Genomic DNA, 21,496 nt, shown 5'->3' with positions numbered 1-21,496 from the left:
TCGTCAGACGGGTTCTGCCACCCCCTCGTCGTCTCCCCGGACGATCTCCAGCGGGGTGGGGGCCCCGGCCTCGGTCTCCTGTTCGATCTCCTCCACCAGCTCTTCCACCAGCATGCTGGTCGGCTCGTCGGCGAGCTCGGCCGGCGGCTCCACCCGCGAGCGCAGCCACACCGCGCCCAGCGGGGGCACCCGCAACCGCGCCGAGTACGGCAGGCCGTGGTGGGGGACCCCGGCGGCCTCCACGCCGCCCATGTTGCCCACCCCGCTGCCCGCGTACTCGTACGCGTCGGTGTTGAGCACCTCCTCCCAGTGCCCGCCGACGGGCAGGCCCACGTGGTAGTCCTCGTGCGGGGCGCCGGAGAAGTTGGCGACGCAGGCGAGCACCGAGCCGTCCGTGCCGTACCTGAGGAACGAGAAGGTGTTGCCGGGGGCGTCGTCGGCGTCGATCCAGCGGAAGCCGTCGGGCGTGAAGTCCTGCGAGTAGAGGGCGGGCGTCTCCCGGTAGATCCGGTTGAGGTCCTTCACCAGGCGCCGGACGCCCTGGTGGAAGTCGAAGTCGAGCACCCACCAGTCGAGGCCGTTCGCCTCCGACCACTCCGAGCCCTGGCCGAACTCGCCGCCCATGAAGAGCAGCTGCTTGCCGGGGTGCGCCCACATGAACGCGTAGAGGCACCGCAGGCCGGCGAAGCGCTGCCACTCGTCGCCGGGCATCTTCCCGAGCAGCGACCCCTTCAGGTGGACGACCTCGTCGTGCGACAGCGGCAGCACGAAGTTCTCCGAGAAGGCGTACATCAGCGAGAACGTCAGCTGGTGATGGTGGTACTGCCGGAAGATCGGCTCGTGGGCCAGGTAGGCCAGGGTGTCGTGCATCCAGCCCATGTTCCACTTGAACCCGAACCCGAGGCCGCCGAGATGCACCGGCCGAGAGACGCCGGGCCAGGCGGTCGACTCCTCCGCGATCGTCACGATCCCGGGCGCCTCCCGGTAGACGACGCTGTTCATCTCCTTGAGGAACTCGATGGCGTCGAGGTTCTCCCGCCCGCCGTACTCGTTGGGGGCCCACTCGCCCGCGCGCCGCGAGTAGTCGAGGTAGAGCATGGACGCGACGGCGTCGACCCGCAGGCCGTCGACGTGAAACTCGGTGAGCCAGTAGAGCGCGTTGGCCACCAGGAAGTTGCGCACCTCCTTGCGACCGAAGTCGAAGACGTAGGTGCCCCAGTCGGGGTGGGTGCCCCGGCGAGGGTCGCCGTGCTCGTAGAGGGGCGTGCCGTCGAAGCGGGCCAGGGCCCACTCGTCCATCGGGAAGTGGGCGGGCACCCAGTCGACGATCACCGCGATGCCCGCGCGGTGCAGCTCGTCCACCAGGTGGCGGAAGTCGTCGGGGGAGCCGAAGCGCGAGGTCGGGGCGTAGTAGGAGGTCACCTGGTAGCCCCAGGACCCGCCGAACGGGTGCTCGGCCACCGGCAGGAACTCCACGTGGGTGAAGCCCATCTCCTTCACGTAGCCGACCAGCTCGGTCGCGAGCTCCCGGTACGACAGGCCGGGCCGCCACGACCCCAGGTGGACCTCGTAGGTGCTCATCGGCTCGTCGAGGGCGTTCCGCCTGGCCCGCGCCTCCATCCACTCCGCGTCGCGCCACTCGTAATCCGAGATCTCCACGATGGACGCCGTGGCCGGGGGCACCTCGGTGCGGCGGGCCATCGGGTCGGCCTTCTCCCGCCACACCCCGTCGAGCCCGAGGATCTGGAACTTGTAGCGGGTGCCCGCCGCGACGCCGGGGATGAAGAGCTCCCACACCCCCGACCTGCCGAGCGAGCGCATGGGGTGGGCCGCGCCGTTCCAGTGGTTGAAGTCGCCGATCACCCGCACGCCCTGGGCGTTCGGCGCCCAGACGGCGAAGGCCGTGCCGTCCACGTCCTCATGGCTGAGCGCCCGCGCCCCGAGCACGTCCCACAGCCGCTCGTGCCGCCCCTCGCCGATCAGGTGCAGGTCGAGCTCGCCCAGAGTCGGCCAGTGCCGGTACGGATCGCCCGTCTCGTACGGCGGAGACTGGGGATAGGTGATCCGGAGCCGGTAGTCGGGGATCTTGTCGACCCCGGGGAGCCGGGTCTCGAAGACGCCGAAGGCGAGGTGTTCCATCTCGTGGGCCGAGCCATCGATCAGCGCCTCGACCTTGTCCGCGAAGGGTCGCAACGCTCTTATGGTCACTCCGTCGGGCCCCATGTGGGCGCCGAGGATCGAGTGGGGGTCGTGGTGCGCGCCGCCTGCAAGCCGGTCCAGATCCATTTTCCAACCCTGCCCTAGAACCATCCCACAACCCAACAGAACCCGTCCGACAGGACAATGCCCCGGAACCCGGCGGCGTCACCCCCGAAGACGCGATGAGCGCCGGAACACCCTCGTGTCCCGGCGCCCCCGCTGGGTCGTCAGCCCTCGTCGCCGAAGGCGGCGAGGGGGATCGGCAGCCACGAGGGCCGGTTGCGGGCCTCGTAGACCACCTCGTAGACGGCCTTGCTCAGCTCCAGGGCGCGCAGCAGGACCGCGTCCGCGCCCCGGATGTGGCCGCCGCCCTCGGAGTAGCCCGCCAGGAACGCCGCCTTGTTGCGGGCCGCCCACTCCCGGGCCCGGCCTTCCAGCCGTTCGGCGCCGGGCCGGTCGGCCAGCAGGTGCCGGGCCGCGTAGTCGAACGACCGGAGCATGCCGGCCACGTCGCGCAGCGGCGAGTCGAGCGCCCGGCGCTCCGCGAGCGGCTGCCCCGGCTCGCCCTCGAAGTCGAGCACCACCCAGTCGCCCGTGGTCCGCATGACCTGGCCGAGGTGATAGTCGCCGTGCACCCGCTGGACCGTGATCTCGTGCTCGAGGTCGGCCATCCGGTCGTACGCCCGGGCGGCGACCTCCGCGTGCCGGGCGAGCGGCGGCACCTCGGCCACCGCCCGGTCGAGGCGGCGGCGGAACCGCTCGGTCATCCGCTTGATCTCCGGCGGTTCGACGACCCCGGTGGGGAACGACTCCGCCAGCTCGCGGTGGACCTGGGCGGTGGCCTGGCCGAGGCGGCCGGCCTCCGCGGCGAAGTCGCCGCCCGCATCCTCGGCCGGCATGGCGTCCGGGCAGGCGTACAGGTCCCTGACGCTGGTCAGCGCCATGGTCCAGCCGTCGTTGGCGTTCGGCAGGTACTCCTGCATGATCGCCAGCGTGGTCGGCTCGCCGTCGAGTCCGGTCTCGATCCAGCCGTACGGCCGGGCCACGTGGGCCGACCCCGCCCCGGCCAGCGCCGTGATGATCTCCAGCTCCGGATTGACGCCCGCGTTGAGCTGCCGGAAGAGCTTGAGGATGTACGCGTCGCCGTAGACGAGCGAGGTGTTCGACTGCTCGGCCGTGAGCACCAGGCTCCGCTGCGTGGTGTCGATGGACACCCCCGCGACGCGGTGGAAGGCGACGCCGTTCACCCGCCGGTCGGCGTCCATCCCGCGCAGCAGGTGCTCGGTCAGCGACGCGTCGTGCATGGCGTCGTAGACGTGGCGCTCGCGGCCGCCCCACTCACAGGTCCCGATGCCGACGTGTTTCAGCCGGTCGGGCAGGTGGTCGCGGAGGCCGGCCAGGATCTGGTAGCGCGTCCTGCGCTCCTCCTGTCGTACGGACACGATCAGGTGGACCAGCCCCGGATCTCCCGCGACGATCTCGGTCAGGGTCTCGACGGACAGGTCATCGATGGCGCGGCCCTTGCCGGCGAACCACCGCTGTCCGGTGATCCAGCCGGCGAGGAGCCCGTGAAGTGAAGTGATTACTCCTCCTTCGTGCCGGCCGTCCTGCTGTGCGTGACGGGCAAGGTGAACCAGTAGAACCCATGCCCGGGGAGCGTCAAAAGATACGGAAGCTCGCCGATCGCCGGGAAGGGAACTCCGCCCATGCACTCCACCGGCGTCGATCCCTCGAACCTGCGCAGGTCGAGCTCCACCGGCTGGGGGAAGCGCGACAGGTTGTTGACGCACAGGACGCGGTCGTCGCCCAGCTCCCGGACGAACGCGAGGACGCTGGGGTTGGAGGAGTTGAGCTCGGTGAAGTCGCCGAGCCCGAACACCGGGTGGCGCTTGCGGATCTCGATCATCCGCTTGGTGAAGTGGAGCAGGGAGCCCGCGCTCTTCTGCTGCGCCTCGACGTTGATCGCCTGGTAGCCGTAGATCGGGTCCATGATCACTGGCAGGTAGAGGCGGCCGGGGTCGCAGGAGGAGAAGCCAGCGTTGCGGTCGGGCATCCACTGCATGGGAGTCCGGACGCCGTCCCGGTCGCCGAGCCAGATGTTGTCACCCATGCCGATCTCGTCGCCGTAGTAGAGGACGGGAGAGCCGGGCAGGCTGAGCAGCAGCGCGGTGAACAGCTCGATCTGGTTCCTGTCGTTGTCGAGCAGCGGGGCGAGGCGGCGGCGGATGCCCACGTTGGCACGCATCCGGGGGTCCTTGGCGTACTCGGAGTACATGTAGTCGCGCTCTTCGTCGGTGACCATCTCAAGGGTCAGCTCGTCGTGGTTGCGCAGGAAGATGCCCCACTGGCAGTTCTCCGGGATCTTGGGGGTCTGGGCCAGGATCTCGGAGATCGGGTAGCGCGACTCCCGGCGGACCGCCATGAAGATGCGCGGCATGAGCGGGAAGTGGAAGGCCATGTGGCACTCGTCGCCGCCGGTGACGGGGTCGCCGAAGTACTCGACCACGTCGGCGGGCCACTGGTTCGCCTCGGCCAGCAGCACCCGGTCCGGGTAGAGGCGGTCGACCTCGGCCCGGACCCGCTTCAGGTACTCGTGGGTCCTCGGCAGGTTCTCGCAGTTGGTGTCCTCCTGCTCGAACAGGTACGGGATGGCGTCCATGCGGAAGCCGTCGATGCCGAGGTCGAGCCAGAAGCGCAGCACCTCCAGCATCGCCTCCCGCACGGCCGGGTTCTCGTAGTTGAGGTCCGGCTGGTGGTGGAAGAAGCGGTGCCAGTAGTACTGCCCCCGAACCGGGTCATAGGTCCAGTTGGACGACTCGGTGTCGACGAAGATGATCCGGGCGTCGGTGTACTTCTCGTCGGTGTCGCTCCAGACGTAGAAGTCGCCGTACGGGCCGTCGGGGTCGCTCCGCGAGGCCTGGAACCAGGGGTGCTGGTCGCTGGTGTGGTTCATGACCAGGTCGGCGATCACGCGGATGCCCCGCTTGTGCGCCTCCTCGACCAACCTCACGAAGTCCCCCAGGTCGCCGAACTCCGGGAGGATCTTCATGAAGTCGGATATGTCGTATCCGCCGTCCCGGAGAGGGGACTCGTACAGGGGCAGCAGCCAGAGACAGTCGACCCCCAGCCACTGGACGTAGTCGAGCTTGTCGATGAGGCCACGGATGTCGCCGGTGCCGTCGCCGTTGGAGTCGGCGAAGCCACGGATCAGCACCTCGTAGAAGACGGCCCGCTTGTACCAGTACTGGTCCCGCGGCTTCTCGTGCGTGAAGGTGTTCGGGATGGGCTGGATGTGGCTGGGCTGCGGCGTCGAGCTCACCTGTGGACTCCCCGGGTGTGCGGAGCTGCGCTCACGGGCGGTGCGCTGACCCGTGGCGGAGCGTGAATACGTGTGCGGGATTGATGTGCGGATCGAGGCGAACGTAGTTGGCCTGCCCCCAGCGGTACGACTCGCCCGACAGTTGGTCGTCCACGACGAACTCGGCTTGCCAGTCGAGACCGAGGGCGGGCATGTCCAGCCGGACCGTCGCCTCGTGAGTGTTGTGCGGATCAAGATTGACGACGGCCAGCACGACATCGCCTAGGCCGTGCCGTCGTGAGGCCGTGTCGTAGGCACCGGGCAGCCGCTTCGAGAAGCAGATCAAATCCGGCTGGTCGACGTTGTGAAACCGTAGGTTACGCAATTCCTGGAGCGCCGGGTGGGCTCTTCGCAACAAATTGAGATGCGTGATGAAGGGGGCCAGGCTCCGGCCCTCACTCTCCGCGGCGGCCCAGTCACGCGGCCTGTACTGGTATTTCTCGCTATCGAGGTACTCCTCGCTGCCCGGCCGGACCGGCACGTTCTCGGCCAGCTCGTACCCCGAGTAAACGCCCCAGGTCGGTGCCATCAGGGCGGCGAGCACGGCGCGGATCTTGAACGCCGGCACCCCCCCGTGCTGCAGATACTCGTGCAGGATGTCGGGCGTGTTGACGAAGAGGTTCGGCCGCAGGAAGTGGGAGGTCTCCCGGGACAGCTCGGTGAGATACTCCTCCACCTCGGCCTTGGAGTTCCGCCAGGTGAAGTAGGTGTACGACTGGTGGAAGCCGATCTTGGCCAGTGCCTGGAGCATCGCGGGCCGGGTGAACGCCTCGGCCAGGAACAGCACGTCGGGGTCGGTGGCGGCGATGTCGCCGATCAGCCGCTCCCAGAACCGCACCGGCTTGGTGTGCGGGTTGTCCACCCGGAAGATCCGCACCCCGTGGTCCATCCAGTGCCGGACGACCCGGCTGATCTCCCGGTAGAGCCCTTCGGGGTCCTTGTCGAAGTTGAGCGGGTAGATGTCCTGGTATTTCTTGGGCGGGTTCTCGGCGTACGCGATCGTGCCGTCGGCCCGGATGTTGAACCACTCGGGGTGCTCCTTCACCCACGGGTGATCGGGGGAGCACTGCAGCGCGAGGTCGAGGGCCACCTCCATGCCCAGCTCGCGGGCACGCGCCACGAACGCGTCGAAGTCATCGAGGGTCCCCAGATCGGGGTGGATCGCGTCGTGGCCGCCCTCCTCCGAGCCGATGGCCCACGGGGACCCCGGGTCGTCCTGGTCGGGCGTCAGCGTGTTGTTGCGGCCCTTGCGGAACTGCGTCCCGATCGGGTGGATCGGGGGCAGGTAGACCACGTCGAAGCCCATCTGGGCGATGGCGGGCAGGCGCTGCGCAGCAGTCCGGAAATTTCCGGACTTGGCGCCGACGCCCTCCTGGACCTCCGCCCCTTCCGAGCGGGGGAAGAACTCGTACCAGGAGCCGAACAGGGCCCGGCGCCGGTCGACCACGACCTGCTGCCGCGCGGAGCGGGTGAGCAGGTCGCGCAGGGGATGCGCGGAGACCAGGGCGGTGGTCTCCGGGAGTCGCGCGACGGCGAAGCGGGCCCGGGGGTCGATGTTCTCGTCCCGCAGGCGTGCGGCGACGGCCTGCAGCGCCGCCCGGTGGCCGCAGGCGCCCTCGTCCGCCGGGCAGTCCGCGGCCCGCACCGCCTTCGCGGCGCGGTCGAACAGCCGGGCGCCCTCCTCGCACATCAGGTCGGCGTCGATGCCGCGGGGGATCTTGATCTCGGCGTCGTGCAGCCACGTGGCGATCGGATCACCCCACGCCTCGACCCGGAAGTGCCACGTGCCCTCGGCGGGCAGCGACACCTCGACGCTCCACCGGTCGGTGCCGGGGGCGATCTCCCGCATGGGCAGCAGGCGCCCGGGCGCTCCGGCCGGGTCGACGAGCACCACCCCGGCGGCCACCGCGTCGTGTCCCTCCCGGAACACGGTGGCGCTGATCTCGAAGGTCTCGCCCGCCGCCGCCCTCGCGGGCCACTGCCCGCAGTCGACAAGGGGATGGATGTCCTGTATGGGAATTCGTCCGATCATCGTCACTCAACTCGGGGTCGGCACACCGGGTGCGACCGGGTTCGCGGGGCCAGCACACTGATCTTTGCGTGTTCACACGGCTGTTCGGTACTGCGGATCCTGCTCAGGCGGGAGCACAAGGGAGGACCGGCGAGGGTCCGCTCGTGTCACTACTGGGGTTGCCCCAATAGTCCACGCTTACCCCTGCCAATGAAAGTGCGCCAGGTGTGTTTGGCGTGTCCGCCCGGGGAGATCGATCATTGCGGGCGCGGGCCCATGGCTTGCCCTCCGCATCACCGCGGGCAGGGTAGTTTTGTGAGGTTTGAGCCGGTTTGCTGGAGGTGAAAGCGCTTATGCGGGATCCGGAAGGATCATCGATCGGTGGACGTGCCCAGGAGGGACGAGAGTGTTCAAGAGTGTTTCGGTCGCGCGTCGTGGCGCTGAGTAACTAGGGTCTGGCCTCGTGAGAGCTATCCGCAGGTTCACCGTCCGAACCGTTCTTCCGCCCCAGCTCGCACCACTCGGGGAGCTGGTCCAGAATCTCCGGTGGTCGTGGCACCCGGAGACGATGGACCTGTTCGCCGAGGTGGACCCCGAGGTCTGGGAGCGTGTCGACCACGATCCGGTCGCGCTGCTCGGCGCTGTGGAGGCCGAGCGGCTGCGCGAGCTCGCGCAGGATCGGCGTTTCCTCCGCAGGCTGGCCGACGCCGCCGACGACCTGCGCGAGTACATGACCGCGCCGCGGTGGTACCAGTCGCTCGACGGCGCCCCCGCCGCGATCGGCTACTTCTCCCCCGAATACGGCATCGCCGCCGCGCTCCCGCAGTACTCCGGCGGTCTGGGCATCCTCGCGGGCGACCACCTGAAGGCCGCGAGCGACCTCGGCGTGCCGATCCTGGGCGTCGGCCTGCTCTACCGCCACGGTTACTTCACCCAGTCGCTGTCGCCCGAGGGATGGCAGCTGGAGCACTACCCCTCGCTCGACCCCGGGGGCCTGCCGCTGACGCTCCTCAAGGAGGAGGACGGCTCGCCCGCGCGGATCAGGATCAATCTGCCCGGCGCCCGGACCTTGCACGCCCAGGTCTGGGTGGCCCAGGTCGGCCGGGTCCCGCTGCTGCTGCTCGACTCCGACGTCGCCGAGAACGACGCGGCCGCCCGCGACGTGACCGACCGCCTCTACGGCGGGGGCGGCGACCACCGGCTCGTGCAGGAACTGCTGCTCGGCATCGGCGGAGTCCGGGCCATCCGGGCCTACTGCCGGATCACCGGCCACCCCGAGCCGGAGGTCTTCCACACCAACGAGGGCCACGCGGGCTTCCTCGGCCTGGAGCGCATCCGCGAGCTGACCGAGGCGCGGCTGTCGTTCGAGGAGGCGCTGGAGGCCGTCCGCGCCGGCACCGTCTTCACGACGCACACCCCGGTGCCCGCGGGCATCGACAGGTTCCCGATCGACATGATCGCCCGGCAGTTCGGCGGCTCCAACGCCTGGCCCACGGTGGCGGTCGACCGCATCCTGGAGCTCGGGGCGGAGCCGGACGGTCCCGACAAGGACCCGTCGGTCTTCAACATGGCCGTCATGGGCATGCGCCTGGCCCAGCGCGTCAACGGGGTCTCCGAGCTGCACGGCCGGGTCAGCCGGGAGATGTTCCAGGGCCTGTGGCCGGGCTTCGACGTGGACGAGGTGCCGATCGGGTCCATCACCAACGGCGTCCACGCGCCCACCTGGGTGGGGCGCGAGATGATGGAGCTGGCCGGCGGCGAGCTGAGCTCGATGATCGACATGGCCCAGGGCTGGGACAGCGTGCAGAAGCTGTCGGAGGCCGACATCTGGCGCATCCGGGGCCAGCTCCGCACCCGCCTCGTGGAGGAGGCGCGCGAGCGGATGAAGCGGTCCTGGCGGCAGCGCGGCGCCAGCGACGCCGAGCTGACCTGGGTGGACGAGGCGCTCGACCCCGATGTCCTGACGATCGGCTTCGCCCGCCGGGTGCCGTCGTACAAGCGGCTGACCCTCATGCTCTCCGACCCTGACCGGCTGCGCAGGCTGCTGCTCGATCCGGACAAGCCCGTCCAGATCGTGATCGCCGGCAAGGCCCATCCGGCCGACGAGGGCGGCAAGAAGTTCATCCAGCAGATCGTCCGCTTCGCCGACTCCGAGGACGTCCGGCACCGCATCGTCTTCCTGCCCGACTACGACATGGCGCTCGGCCGGCTCATGGTCACCGGCTCGGACGTGTGGATGAACAACCCGCTGCGCCCGCTGGAGGCGTGCGGCACGTCCGGCATGAAGGCGGCACTCAACGGCGGCCTCAACCTCTCCATCCGGGACGGATGGTGGGACGAGTGGTACGACGGCAACAACGGCTGGGCGATCCCGACCGCCGACGGCGTCGACGACCCCGGGCGCCGCGACGAGCTGGAGGCGAACGCCCTCTACGACCTGATCGAGCGCGAGGTCGCCGACCGGTTCTACGACCGGGCGCCCGACGGGCTGCCCCGGCGGTGGCTGGAGATGGTCAGGCACACGCTCAGCTCACTCGGGCCCAAGGTCCTCGCCGGCCGGATGCTGCACGACTACGTGGTCCAGCTCTACACCCCGGCCGCCGGCTCCGCCCGGGCCCTCGTGGGCGACGGCTACGAGAACGCGAAGCTGTTCGCCGCGTGGAAGCTGCGGGTCGCCAGGGCGTGGCCGGGCGTGCGGGTGGAGCACGTGGAGGCCACCGGGATCGGCGACACGCCCGAGCTCGGCGCCCGGCTCGAACTGCGGGCCACGATCGCGCTCGGCGACCTGTCGCCCGAGGATCTGCAGGTCCAGGCGGCGTACGGCCGGGTGGGCGCGCAGGACGAGCTGATCGCCCCCAGCCATGTGACGCTGAAGGCCGACTCCGTCGACGACGACGGCCGGGCCCACTACACCGGCGTGGTGCCGCTCGACCGCACCGGGGCCTTCGGATACACGGTCCGGGCCGTTCCGAGCCACCCGCTGATGGCCTCGCCGGCGGAGCTCGGGCTGATCGCCGTGCCCGAGGAGCCGGTCGGGATGACCAACGGCACGCTGCGCTGACCGTCTGAGGGCCGGGAACGACCGGCGGCCGGGCTGTTCCGCCCGGCCGCCTGTTCCGCCCGGCCGCCGATCAGGCCTCGTCCGCGCCTTGATCACGCCTATGGTGTTACCGACCGGCCCAGGGGAAGGACGACGGTGTCATGGGTGAATTCGTCAGCGTGGAGATCGCGGACCACATCGCGACGATCCGGCTCGACCGGCCGAAGATGAACGCGCTCAGCCGCCAGGTGCAGCTGGAGATCGCCGAGGCGGCGGCCCTGGTGGACGCCGACGCGGAGGTGCACGCCGTCATCCTGTACGGCGGCGAGCGGGTGTTCGCCGCCGGAGCCGACATCAAGGAGATGGCCGGCATGTCGTACGCCGACATGGCCGTCCACTCCCGGACTCTCCAGGACTGCTTCACCGCGGTCGCCAGGATCGGCAAGCCGGTCATCGCCGCGATCACCGGGTACGCCCTCGGCGGCGGCTGCGAGCTGGCGCTGTGCGCGGACTTCCGGGTCGCGGGCGAGAGCGCCCGGCTCGGGCAGCCGGAGATCACGCTCGGGATCATCCCGGGGGCGGGCGGCACGCAGCGCCTGCCCCGGCTCGTGGGGCCGGCGCGGGCGAAGGACCTGATCTTCACGGGCCGGCACGTGACGGCCGCCGAGGCGCTCGCGATCGGGCTGGCCGACCAGGTCGTGCCCGACCCGGAGGTCTACACGGCGGCGCTTGAGCTCGCCGCCACCTTCGTCGGCGGCCCCGCCGCCGCCGTCCGGGCGGCGAAGCAGGCCGTGGACCGGGGGCTGGAGACCGACCTCGACACGGGGCTGGAGATCGAGCGGCTGCAGTTCGCCGGCCTGTTCGCCACCGACGACGCGCGGGAGGGCATGACGGCCTTCGCCGAGAAGCGCCGCCCGACGTTCACCGGGCGCTGAGCTCCTGGTCAACGGTGGTCGCGGGTCCTGACATGAAATGTCGTGGATTCGTCCATTACGGCTATCGTGGCCGTTCATGATGCGCTTCGTCGTCCGTCTTCTGGCCCGGGACCGGTTCCGCCGGGCTCTGTGGTCCCGGCTCGACGCCCGGTATGTCGGCAAGGCCGGTCACCGGCAGGACATCAAGGACACCCTGTGGGAGATCCAGATGCTCCGCCGCGAGGTCGTGGCGCTGCGCGACGAGCTCGACCGGCTGCGCCGTACGACGGACCCCACGGGCGCGTCGCGGGGATGGGGCCGGGGCGCGTAAGTGGCACGATCGGTCTGAGGGGCCGGGAAGGGGTGTGCCGGGCGACCGGGGGGACAGCATGAAGATCTACCTGTCGATGGACATGGAGGGCGTCACGGGGCTGACCGACCCCGAGGAGATGCACGCGGGCGGCCGGGGATACGAGCGCGGCTGCGAGCTGATGACGGCCGACGCCAACGCGATCGTCGAGGGCGCGTTCGACGCGGGCGCGCGGGCGGTGCTGGTCAACGACGCCCACGGCTCGACCAAGAACCTCCGGATCGACCTGCTCGACTCACGGGCGACGCTGGTGCGGGGGCCGGGCAAGCCGTACCGCATGGGGCAGGGCCTGACCGCCGACTTCGCGGCGGCCTGTTTCGGCGGCTACCACGCGCGGGCGGGCGTGCGGGACGGCGTGCTCAACCACACGTGGATGGGGCGGGAGATCCACAACGTCTACCTCAACGGTGAGATCTGCGGCGAGACCAGGCTGGTCGCGGGGTTCGCCGGCTCGCTCGGCGTGCCCGTCGCGCTCGTGGCCGGCGACGAGGCCGTCTGCGAGGAGGCGCGAGACCTGCTCGGCGACGTCGAGACCGTCGCGGTCAAGAAGGGCATCGACCGGTTCTCCGCGGAGCTGCTGCCGCCGAGCGTCGCCCACCGGCGGCTCCGCCAGGGTGCCACGCGGGCCCTCGGCCGCCTGGCCGGTCTGCGGCCCTACGTGGTGCCGCCGCCGTACACGCTGGGGGTCGAGTGGAGCTCCACGGCCATCGCGTCGGCCTGCGCCGTGGTGCCGGGGGTCAGGCTGACGGGACCGAGACACACCGAGTTCGCCACGGACGACTACCACGAGATCATGGCGCTGTTCGGGATCTTCTCCATGATCGGCGGCCAGGTGGCCTGCGGCAGCGGGGCCTACGGCTGATTCCCTTAGGGTGGTGATCCCAAGGGTGGTGGTCCCACCCGCCGACCTCGCGATGGAGGGCCGATGACTCTCGACTGGGAGCCCGCCGCCGGACGCCCCGACCTGCTCGCCGACCCCGTCGCCGAGGCGATCCTGAAGGGGGGCCTCACGGGAGGTCCGGAGGGCGGCCGGAAAGTGGACGTCGCGGCCATCGACCCCACCCTCTCCGACACCGCCGCCTTCTGCGAGCGGTACGGCGTGGCCCCGGAGGACTCGGCGAACTGTGTGATCGTCGCCGCCAAGCGGGGCGGCGAGGTGCGCTACGCCGCCGTCATGGTCCTCGCCGTGCACCGGGCGGACGTCAACGGCGTGATCCGCCGCCACCTGGACGCCCGCAAGGCGTCCTTCGCCTCCCAGGCGGAGGCCGTGGAGCTGACCGGCATGGAGTATGGCGGCATCACCCCGATCGGCCTTCCCGCGGACTGGCCGGTGCTGGTTGACGAAAATGTGACCAGGCGGCCCTTCATCGTGATCGGCAGCGGCGTCCGCCGTTCCAAGCTGGCACTTTCCGGCGAGGCCCTGGTGGCCGTCACCGGCGGACAGGTCCTGGCCCTCACCGTTTGACCTGTTTGCGGGAAACCTCGCATCGTTCCCCGACGTTGAGCCGAGCAGGAATGTGGCGTGAGGGTTCAGACATGGGCGATGTTTTAGTCGGTATGGTGCTTACGCGATGAATCACGACGACCGACTGGGCCCCTACCGGCTGCTGAGGCGGCTCGGCGAGGGCGGCATGGGCGTGGTCCACCTCGCTCTCGATCCCCAGGGCAGGCAGGTGGCGGTCAAGGTCCTGCGGTCCGAGGTGACCGGGGACGACGTCGCCCGCAGGCGGCTGTCGCGCGAGGTCGAGACGATGCGCCGGGTCCGCAACCCGCACATCGCCGAGGTCGTCGACGCCGACGTCACCGGCCGGCGTCCCTACATCGTCACGCGCTACGTCCCCGGGCGGTCGCTCGACGAGATCGTCAAGCAGGACGGCCCGCTGCCGCTCGACGCCCAGCTCAAGGTGGCCCGCGGCGTCGCCGAGGCGCTGGCCGCCGTCCACGCGACCGGGGTGATCCACCGCGACCTCAAGCCGGGCAACGTCCTCATGCTGGACGGGCAGCCCGTGCTCATCGACTTCGGCATCGCCCAGGCGGTCGACGCCACCCGGCTGACCCAGACGGGCATGTTCATCGGGACGCCCGGCTACCTCGCCCCCGAGATCATCGAGGGCCATGAGGCCGGCCCCGCCGTCGACGTGCACGCCTGGGCCGGGACGCTCCTGTACGCCGCCACGGGCCTGCCGCCGTTCGGCAAGGGCACGCTGGAGATGATCTTCTACAACATCACCTCCGGCCGGGCCAACATCGAGGGCGCGCCCGAGCCCCTCCGGCCCGTGCTGCGGGCCGCGTTCCACCGCGACCCGGTCCGCCGGCCGACGGCGGCCGACCTCGTCCGCATGGTCGGGCAGCTCATGCCGGGGCACCGGCGGCCGCGGGTGCCCGACGAGATCACCACGGTCCCCAACGTCGACGACCCGTCGGGCGGGTCGGCCCGGCCGGCGACACAGCCCGGGACCCCGCCCGTCACACAGGCCGGGACCTCGTACGGGGCCCCGCCCGTGCCGGGCCCGGCGACTCCTGTGGTGCCCGCGACGCCGTCGACGCCCCTCGTCACGCCGCCGGTCGCCCCCGTGGCGCCGCCCCCCGTCCCCGGGTCGCGGCCGTCCGCGGAGGAGTACGTCTCCCTGCTCGGGGACGGCCCGGCGCCCGGCCAGCAGGGCGACCCGTTCCCGACCGTGCGCGTCACCGGAGAGGACCTGCGCCGGGCCGGGCTCGGGTCCGCCGCACCGGCGCAGGGACCGGCGCAGGGACCCGCGGAGGGCGACATCCCCACGTGGATGGCGCCACCGCAGTCGGCCCAGTCGTCGCCGCAGCAGTTACCGCAGCAATCGCCGCACTCTCCTCTTCCGGGGCAGGCCCCGCCCGGTGGGTCCGGTTCCCACTGGCCGGCCCCCATGCCACGGCCGGAGGGCGACGTGCCGACCCGCCGGGTGTCGCCCGAGGAGCTCCGCCAGGCCGTGCCCCAGGCGTTCTTCGAGCAGGGTTCGGAGATCTACGAGAAGACGCCGCATGTGCACCAGGCACCCCCGTCGCCGTTCATGCCGACGGTGCGGGTGCCCCCGCCGACGGCCCAGTCGCCGCTCCCGGCGGGCGCGCTGCAGCGTCCCAAGACGTACGGCCTGATCAGCGTGCTGCTGCTCGTCGTGATGACCTGCCTGACGGTGATCGCGCCCCTGCTGGTCTGCGTGGTCGCGATCCCGGCGGTCGTGCTGCTGCGGGCCGCCGACATCGCGCAGCCCTACCTCGCTCCCCGCCGTCCGGCGGCGGTGGCCGCGGGCGACGTGATCCGCGTGCTCGGCCGCCCTGACGCCATTGTGAAGTCGATCGCCGTCACGATCGCGCTCGTGCCGTACGCGCTGGTGCTCGGCCTTCCGGTGACGCTGCTGCTGACCGTCCTGGTGGCGTCGATGCCCCCGCTCGCCGCGTTGAGCTGGGGAATCGCGGTCGCGCTGTGGACGATCTGCGCGGGCCCCGGAGTGGAGGGGCCGAGCCGGCAGGCGCGCCGGACGCTGGCGTCGCTGCTCCCCGGCAGCGCCGCCCAGACCGCCGCCGTGGCGGTCGGCGCCCTCGCCGTGCTCGTCGCCGCCATCGCTTTGGGTAGCGTCGTGGGTAGACAGACAGCAGGGCACTTCTGGGGCCCCATCGACGTTCTGTCTGTTGTGCAACGCCTGAGTGATTTGCGAGTCCAGGCGGGAACTCAGTGACGGGGGACGACATGTCGGCTACCGAGGCTCCGGAGAGGATCGGCCCCTACCGGTTGCTCCGGCGGCTGGGGGAGGGCGGCATGGGTGTCGTCCACCTCGGCCTCGACGGCGAGGGGCGGGAGGTGGCCGTCAAGATCCTCCACCCCCACGTGGCCACCGACCTCAAGGCGCGCGACCGGCTCACCCGCGAGGTCGAGACCATGCGGCGGGTCCGCAGCACGCGGGTCGCCGAGGTCCTCGACGCCGACCTGACGAGCGCGGCGCCGTACATCGTGACCAGGTACGCGCCGGGCCGGACGCTGGAACAGACCGTCCTCGATGACGGGCCGCTGGGCCCGCACGACGTGATCCGCCTGGCCCGGGGGCTGTGCGAGGCGCTGGTGGCGATCCACGCCGCCGACGTGGTGCATCGCGATCTCAAGCCCGCCAACGTGATGCTCGTCGGCGGCGAGCCGCTCGTCATCGACTTCGGCATCGCCCACCTGGTGAACGCCACGCGGCTCACCCAGACCGGCATGTTCGTCGGCACCCCCGGCTACCTGGCCCCCGAGATCATCAGGGACACCGAGATCACCCAGGCCGCCGACGTGCACGCGCTGGCGGCCACGGTGTTCTTCGCGGCCACCGGCCAGCCGCCGTTCGGCTCGGGCACGTTCGAATCGGTCTGTTACAACATCCTCGAAGGCAAGGCGCGGATCGACGTGGCGCCGCTGTGGCTGCGGGGGTGGCTGGGGCTCGCGCTCGCCTCCGACGCGGCGGCCCGGCCCACCGCCGCCTCGCTGCTCAAACTGGCGCGGGCGCTCGACCCGTCCGTGACCACGCTGCGGGAGAGCCCGCAGGACGGCGGCACCCGGGTCCTCGACGCGTCCTCCGTGAACGGATCCCGCAACGGGACGTCGGGCCACGGGGAGACCCGGGTCCTGGACGACGCCGCCGCCCCGGCGGGCGTCAGCCGCGACGGCACCTCCGTGCTGCCCGCCGACCACAACGGCTACGCCGACCTGCTCCCTCCGGTGAACTACGTCGAGCCGGAGCGCCCCCGGCGGGAGCCCCGCGCGCCCCGGTCGCGGCGGCCGGTGTCCGCCCCGCCGCCCGCCCATCCGTCCGCCCCCGCGTACGGCGAGGCGGGGTACGGCGCGGCCGGATACGCCCCTCCGCCGCCGTACCAGACGGGGTTAGGCCCGCCCCATCCCGATCAGCGGGTCGCCGGCTACCCCGCGCCTCAGGCCGCCACCCCACCCCACATCATGGCCCGGCCCGACGCGCCGCCGGTGGAGGGCGACCCGTACGCGGCCCGGCCCCACGAGGCCGACCGGCCGCGCTACCGCACCCGGCACCCCGTGCTCGGGGCCCTGCTCCTCATCACGCTGGTGGCGCTGGCGTGCCTGCTCCCCGTGATCGTCGGGCTGTTCGCCGTGGTGGCGGCGCTGTGCCTGCGGGTGGGCCACTACCTGCTGGCCGACCTCTCCGAGCGCAGGTCGGTCCGGGGCAGCAGCGGCGCCGACCCGATCCTCGCCGTTCTCGGCACGCCTTGGGCCTTGATCAAGGCGGTCCTCGCGACCGTGCTGCAGGTGCCGCTCGCGGCGATGTTCGGGATGTGCGTGTGGGGCGGCCTCGTCTACGTGGGCAAGTTACCGACCGACCCCGCCGCCGCGTACGCCGCGGGCGCGTTCGCGGGCGGCCTGTTCGTGCTGCCGGGCGGCGGCGCGCCGCGCAAGGCCGTGGCGCGGGCGCTCAGCTCGGCGATCCGCAGTCCCGGCGCCGGCATGATCGTGACGATCGCGGTCGCGACGGTGGCTCTGTTCGCGGTGATGACCGCGCTTTCGGCCGGCGCGTCGTGGACGCCGTGGGACCCGCCGCACGTGGCCGTCAACCACATCGTCACCGACCTGCGACACAAGGGTCAGGACACCGTCATGAACCTCGTGGGCGGCGTCGTGGGCGACATCATGGACAGGATCGGTCTGGGCTTTCTGACCTTCTGGACCTGATCGGGCCGCCGACGGCGACGACGCGAGGAGGAGCGGATGGGTCCGCCGGAGCACCTGGGTTCCTACCGCCTGCTCTCCTCCCTCGGCGCCGGCGGCTTCGGCGCGGTGTATCTGGCGCTCGACCCCGGCGGCCGCACCGTCGCCGTCAAGGTGCTCCACCCCCACGTGGCGGCCGACGCCGTCGCGATCGCCCGGCTGGCCCGCGAGGTCGAGACCATGCGCCTGGTGCGCGGGCGTCACGTGGCCGAGGTGCTCGACGCGTCGCTCACGGGGGAGCGGCCGTACATCGTGACCCGGTACGTCCAGGGACGGCCGTTGAACGCCGTCCTGTCCGCCGACGGGCCGCTCGCGGGCGACGACCTGGTCCGCCTGGCCCGGGGCCTGGCCGAGGCGCTGGAGTCGATCCACGCGGCCGGTGTGGTGCATCGCGACCTCAAGCCGGCGAACGTGATCGTCTCCGACGGCGAGCCGTACGTCATCGACTTCGGCATCGCGTGCGCGCTGGAGTCCGCGTCGGTCACCGCCTCGGGCGCGGTCGTCGGGACGCCCGGCTATCTGGCGCCCGAGGTGCTGGAGGGGCGCGACGCCGGGCCGGCGGCCGACGTCTTCGCCTGGGCGGCCACTGTGGCGTTCGCCGCCTCGGGCAGACAGCCGTACGGCACGGGCCCCGCGACGGCCGTCGCCTTCCGCGTCGTCCACCGGGAGCCCGACCTGTCCGGCACGCCGTCCTGGCTCGCCCCACTGCTCGCCGAGTGCCTGCGCTCCGATCCGGCGCTCCGGCCGTCCGCGACGGACCTGATCAACCGCCTCGACCTCACCCGGCCGCCCGGGGATCGGCCGGGCCGGCGCGACGCCGACCGGCCGTGGGCGGCCGCCGTCACCTCGGAGGCCGCCTCAGGGTCCGCTGCGGGGACTACTTCAGGGGCCGCCCCTGCGGTCACCCCGGCGGGCGGCCATCAGGGCGGCCATCCAGGTGCGGATGCGGGTGACGAAGCGGTCACCCGCGCATGGCGGCCGGGCGACCCCAGGAGGTCGGTGGACGACCTGCGGGCGCGGCACCGGCGGAAACTCCACCGGCGGTGGGTCGCCGGGTCGGCCGTCGTCGTCGGCCTTTTCGCCGCGGCCGCCCGCGACAACCTGCCCGAGGTGTCGCTCCTGCTGCTCGTCCTGTACGGCATCGGGCTCCTCGTCGACGCCGGGTTCGGGCTGGCGGCGAGATCCCGGGAGAGACCCGCCCTCGACGCGGCCGGCGGCGTCGGCGCGGTCGCCGTGTGGGCCCTGCTCAGCAGCCTGTTCAGCACGGGAACGCTCCTGCTCGCCGTCGGCACCGTGGTGATCATCCTGCTCATGCTCGTCTTCGCGAGCTGACGCCTCCCCGGGGGGCGCCCGGGCCGCCGGCGTCGAGATCGGCCGGGTGGGAAGCCGGCGGAGTGCCAGTGAGTAAAGTGCTCAATACACCTGAAAACATGGCAAATGGGAGAACACCCTCTCTCCCTGGCTGAACGCGCGAACGGGAGATCCCCATGACGGAACGCGGCCAGGCCGCGGGCGTCCACCTGGACGTCCTCGACGAGATCCAGCGGCGGGTGTTGTGGCTCGCGACGCGGATCGTCGACGCTGCCAACCACGACCGGGACACCGGCGACGGGGTCAAGGTCGGGGGGCACCAGGCGTCCAGCGCGTCGCTGGTGACCGCGATGACCGCGCTGTGGTTCGCGCACCTGCGCGCGGAGGACCGGGTCGCGGTCAAGCCGCACGCCTCGCCCGTCTTCCACGCGATCAAGTACCTCCTCGGCGACCTGGACCGCTCGTATCTCACCCGGCTGCGGGCCCGCGGCGGCCTCCAGTCATACCCTTCCCGCACGAAGGACCCGGACGAGGTCGACTTCTCGACCGGATCGGTCGGGCTCGGCGCGGCGGCCCTGCTGTTCGCGGCGGTGACCCGGCGCTACGTCGACGCCCACTTCGGCGCCCGGCCCGGCTCGCGCTTCGTGGCCATCCTCGGCGACGCCGAGCTGGACGAGGGCAACATCTGGGAGGCGGTCGCCGACCCGGCCACGAGCGGGCTGGGCAACGTCATGTGGATCGTCGACTTCAACCGGCAGTCGCTCGACCGCGTCGTCCCCGGCGTGCGGATCGACCAGTGGCGCGGTCAGTTCACGGCGGCCGGATGGCACGTCGTCGAGGTCAAGTACGGCCGGCGGCTCGAGGAGGCGTACGCGCGCCCGGGCGGCGATCATCTGCGGGCCTGGATCGACGCCATGCCCAACGAGCAGTACCAGTCGCTGTTCGGCCTGTCCGGCGCCGACCTGCGCAAGCGGTTCCTGGACGGCGCGCCGGCGGAGGTGGAGGCGTTCGTCGCCGAGGTGTCCGACGACGACCTGGCCCCGCTCGTGACCGACCTCGGCGGCCACGACCTGTCCGCCATGCTCGACGCCTACGCCCAGTGCGACGCGGTGACCGACCGTCCGAGCGTGGTCTTCGCCTACACGGTCAAGGGCTGGGGGCTGCCGGTCGCGGGCAACCCCCGCAACCACTCCGCCCTGCTCACCGCCGAGCAGGTGGACGGCCTCCGCGGGGCGATGGGCCTCGACCTCGACACCGAGTGGGACCGGCTCGATCCGGCCACCGAGGCGGGCACCTGGGCGGCCGCCCGCCGCGACGCCCTCGCCCGCCCGGCCCGCAGCAGGACACTGCCGATCACCGTGCCCGAGGCCACGGGCGTCCGCACGGCCAAGCCCGTCTCCACCCAGGAGATCTTCGGCCGGGTCCTCGTGGAGCTGAGCCGCGACCCGCAGGTCGCGCCGTACCTCGTCACCACCGCGCCGGACGTCGCCACCTCCACCAACCTGGCCGGTTTCATCAACCGGACCGGGGTGTTCGCCCCGGAGGACCGCCGTTCGTGGAACGAGGACCGGGTGCTGCGCTGGGCCGAGAGCCCCTCGGGCCAGCACATCGAGCTCGGCATCTCCGAGATGAACCTCTTCCTGCTCCTGGGCCAGCTCGGCCTGGCGTGGGACCTGTCCGGCCAGCCGCTGCTGCCGATCGGCACGGTCTACGACCCCTTCGTCCTGCGGGGCCTGGACGCCTTCCTCTACGGGACGTACTCCGGGTCGCGCTTCGTCGTCGCGGGCACCCCGTCCGGGATCACCCTCGCCCCGGAGGGCGGTGCGCACCAATCGACGATCACGCCGTCGGTGGGCCTGGAGCTGCCCGGGGTCACGCTGGTCGAGCCCGCCTACGGGGCCGTCCTCGACTGGCTGCTGTGCGACGCCCTGTCGCGCATCGCGGCGGGCGCGGGGGGAGCGGCCGACCGTGAGGGCGCGTACTACTTCCGCCTGACCACCCGCCCCATCGACCAGGCCCCGTTCCAGGCCGCGCGGGAACGGCTCGGGGACGCGGTGCTGCGCGCCCAGGCGCTCGCGGGCGCCTACCGGCTGGTCGACGCGCACCAGGCGCACCCGGAGCTGCGGCGGCAGGGCGCGCCGGTCGTCCACCTGGCGGCGTCCGGCGCCGTGCTGCCCGAGGTGCTCGAGGCCGCGGCCGAGCTCGCTGGGGAGGGCGTCGCCGCCCACGTGGTCGACGTCACCTCGCTCGACCGTCTCTACGCGGCGTGGCGGGGCGCGCTCGCCGAGGGCGTCCGCACGGCGAGCGTCCCGGCCCTGCCCGGCAGCCTGCGCGCCTCCTTCCGCGACCGCGCCCCGATCGTCACCGTCCACGACGCCGCCTCCCACGCCATGTCGTGGCTCGGCTCCGCGCTGGGCGTGCCCTGCGTCCCGCTCGGCGTCGACCGGTTCGGCGAGTCGGGCAGCGTGCGGGAGCTGTACGAGGCGCACGAGATCCTCCCCGGCCACATCGTGAACGCGGCCCTCGCGGCCCTGTCGCTGGCCTGAGGACCGGAGCCCG

Annotated in this window: 13 protein-coding genes; 9 read left to right on the top strand and 4 right to left on the bottom strand. The window is 71.7% G+C overall.

What is annotated here, in order from left to right; genetic code table 11:
* Window positions 1-3 precede the first annotated feature (3 nt).
* The 4 genes from glgB to JOL79_RS06000 all read right to left on the bottom strand — a co-directional run bounded on the left by glgB (window position 4) and on the right by JOL79_RS06000 (window position 7,589).
* Window positions 4-2,286 carry a 1,4-alpha-glucan branching protein GlgB gene (glgB, locus tag JOL79_RS06015; RefSeq protein WP_210154625.1) on the bottom strand — a complete coding sequence of 761 codons (2,283 nt, stop codon included), beginning with the start codon at window positions 2,284-2,286 and terminating at the stop codon, window positions 4-6.
* A 140-nt stretch (window positions 2,287-2,426) separates the two neighbouring features.
* Entirely contained in the window at window positions 2,427-3,749 is a 1,323-nt protein-coding gene (locus JOL79_RS06010) for a maltokinase N-terminal cap-like domain-containing protein (RefSeq protein ID WP_307848356.1), read from the bottom strand.
* A 32-nt stretch (window positions 3,750-3,781) separates the two neighbouring features.
* Window positions 3,782-5,518, bottom strand: coding sequence for a maltose alpha-D-glucosyltransferase (gene treS, locus JOL79_RS06005; RefSeq protein ID WP_210154624.1), 1,737 nt, complete (start codon window positions 5,516-5,518; stop codon window positions 3,782-3,784).
* Between the two features lie 31 nt (window positions 5,519-5,549).
* Window positions 5,550-7,589 (bottom strand): alpha-1,4-glucan--maltose-1-phosphate maltosyltransferase, encoded by a 2,040-nt coding sequence (locus JOL79_RS06000; protein ID WP_210154623.1) that lies wholly within the window; start codon window positions 7,587-7,589, stop codon window positions 5,550-5,552.
* Between the two features lie 442 nt (window positions 7,590-8,031).
* Between JOL79_RS06000 and glgP the strand changes: the two genes are divergently transcribed.
* From glgP to JOL79_RS05955, 9 genes are all read left to right on the top strand, one after another.
* Complete coding sequence (gene glgP, locus JOL79_RS05995; protein ID WP_210154622.1) at window positions 8,032-10,629, top strand: alpha-glucan family phosphorylase; 2,598 nt, start codon at window positions 8,032-8,034, stop codon at window positions 10,627-10,629.
* Window positions 10,630-10,769: 140 nt separating this feature from the next.
* Entirely contained in the window at window positions 10,770-11,543 is a 774-nt protein-coding gene (locus JOL79_RS05990; RefSeq protein ID WP_210154621.1) for an enoyl-CoA hydratase/isomerase family protein, read from the top strand.
* 76 nt (window positions 11,544-11,619) lie between these two features.
* Window positions 11,620-11,853, top strand: coding sequence for a hypothetical protein (locus tag JOL79_RS05985; protein ID WP_210154620.1), 234 nt, complete (start codon window positions 11,620-11,622; stop codon window positions 11,851-11,853).
* Between the two features lie 58 nt (window positions 11,854-11,911).
* Window positions 11,912-12,754, top strand: a complete 843-nt coding sequence (locus JOL79_RS05980; RefSeq protein WP_210154619.1) for a M55 family metallopeptidase — start codon at window positions 11,912-11,914, stop codon at window positions 12,752-12,754.
* Window positions 12,755-12,817: 63 nt separating this feature from the next.
* Window positions 12,818-13,357 carry a YbaK/EbsC family protein gene (locus tag JOL79_RS05975; RefSeq protein ID WP_210154618.1) on the top strand — a complete coding sequence of 180 codons (540 nt, stop codon included), beginning with the start codon at window positions 12,818-12,820 and terminating at the stop codon, window positions 13,355-13,357.
* A gap of 106 nt (window positions 13,358-13,463) precedes the next feature.
* Complete coding sequence (locus JOL79_RS33790) at window positions 13,464-15,599, top strand: serine/threonine-protein kinase (RefSeq protein ID WP_230984246.1); 2,136 nt, start codon at window positions 13,464-13,466, stop codon at window positions 15,597-15,599.
* Window positions 15,600-15,610: 11 nt separating this feature from the next.
* Window positions 15,611-17,590: a serine/threonine-protein kinase gene (locus JOL79_RS05965; RefSeq protein ID WP_210154617.1), complete on the top strand. Its 1,980-nt coding sequence runs from the start codon at window positions 15,611-15,613 to the stop codon at window positions 17,588-17,590.
* 36 nt (window positions 17,591-17,626) lie between these two features.
* Window positions 17,627-18,958, top strand: coding sequence for a serine/threonine-protein kinase (locus JOL79_RS05960; RefSeq protein ID WP_210154616.1), 1,332 nt, complete (start codon window positions 17,627-17,629; stop codon window positions 18,956-18,958).
* Window positions 18,959-19,113: 155 nt separating this feature from the next.
* A complete protein-coding gene (locus JOL79_RS05955) occupies window positions 19,114-21,483 on the top strand; it encodes a thiamine pyrophosphate-binding protein (protein WP_210154615.1) in 2,370 nt (789 codons plus the stop codon).
* Window positions 21,484-21,496: the final 13 nt, after the last annotated feature.

This window comes from Microbispora oryzae, assembly GCF_017896165.1.
Classification (GTDB): Bacteria; Actinomycetota; Actinomycetes; order Streptosporangiales; family Streptosporangiaceae; genus Microbispora; species Microbispora oryzae.
This window is presented reverse-complemented; position numbering and strand designations above follow the sequence as displayed.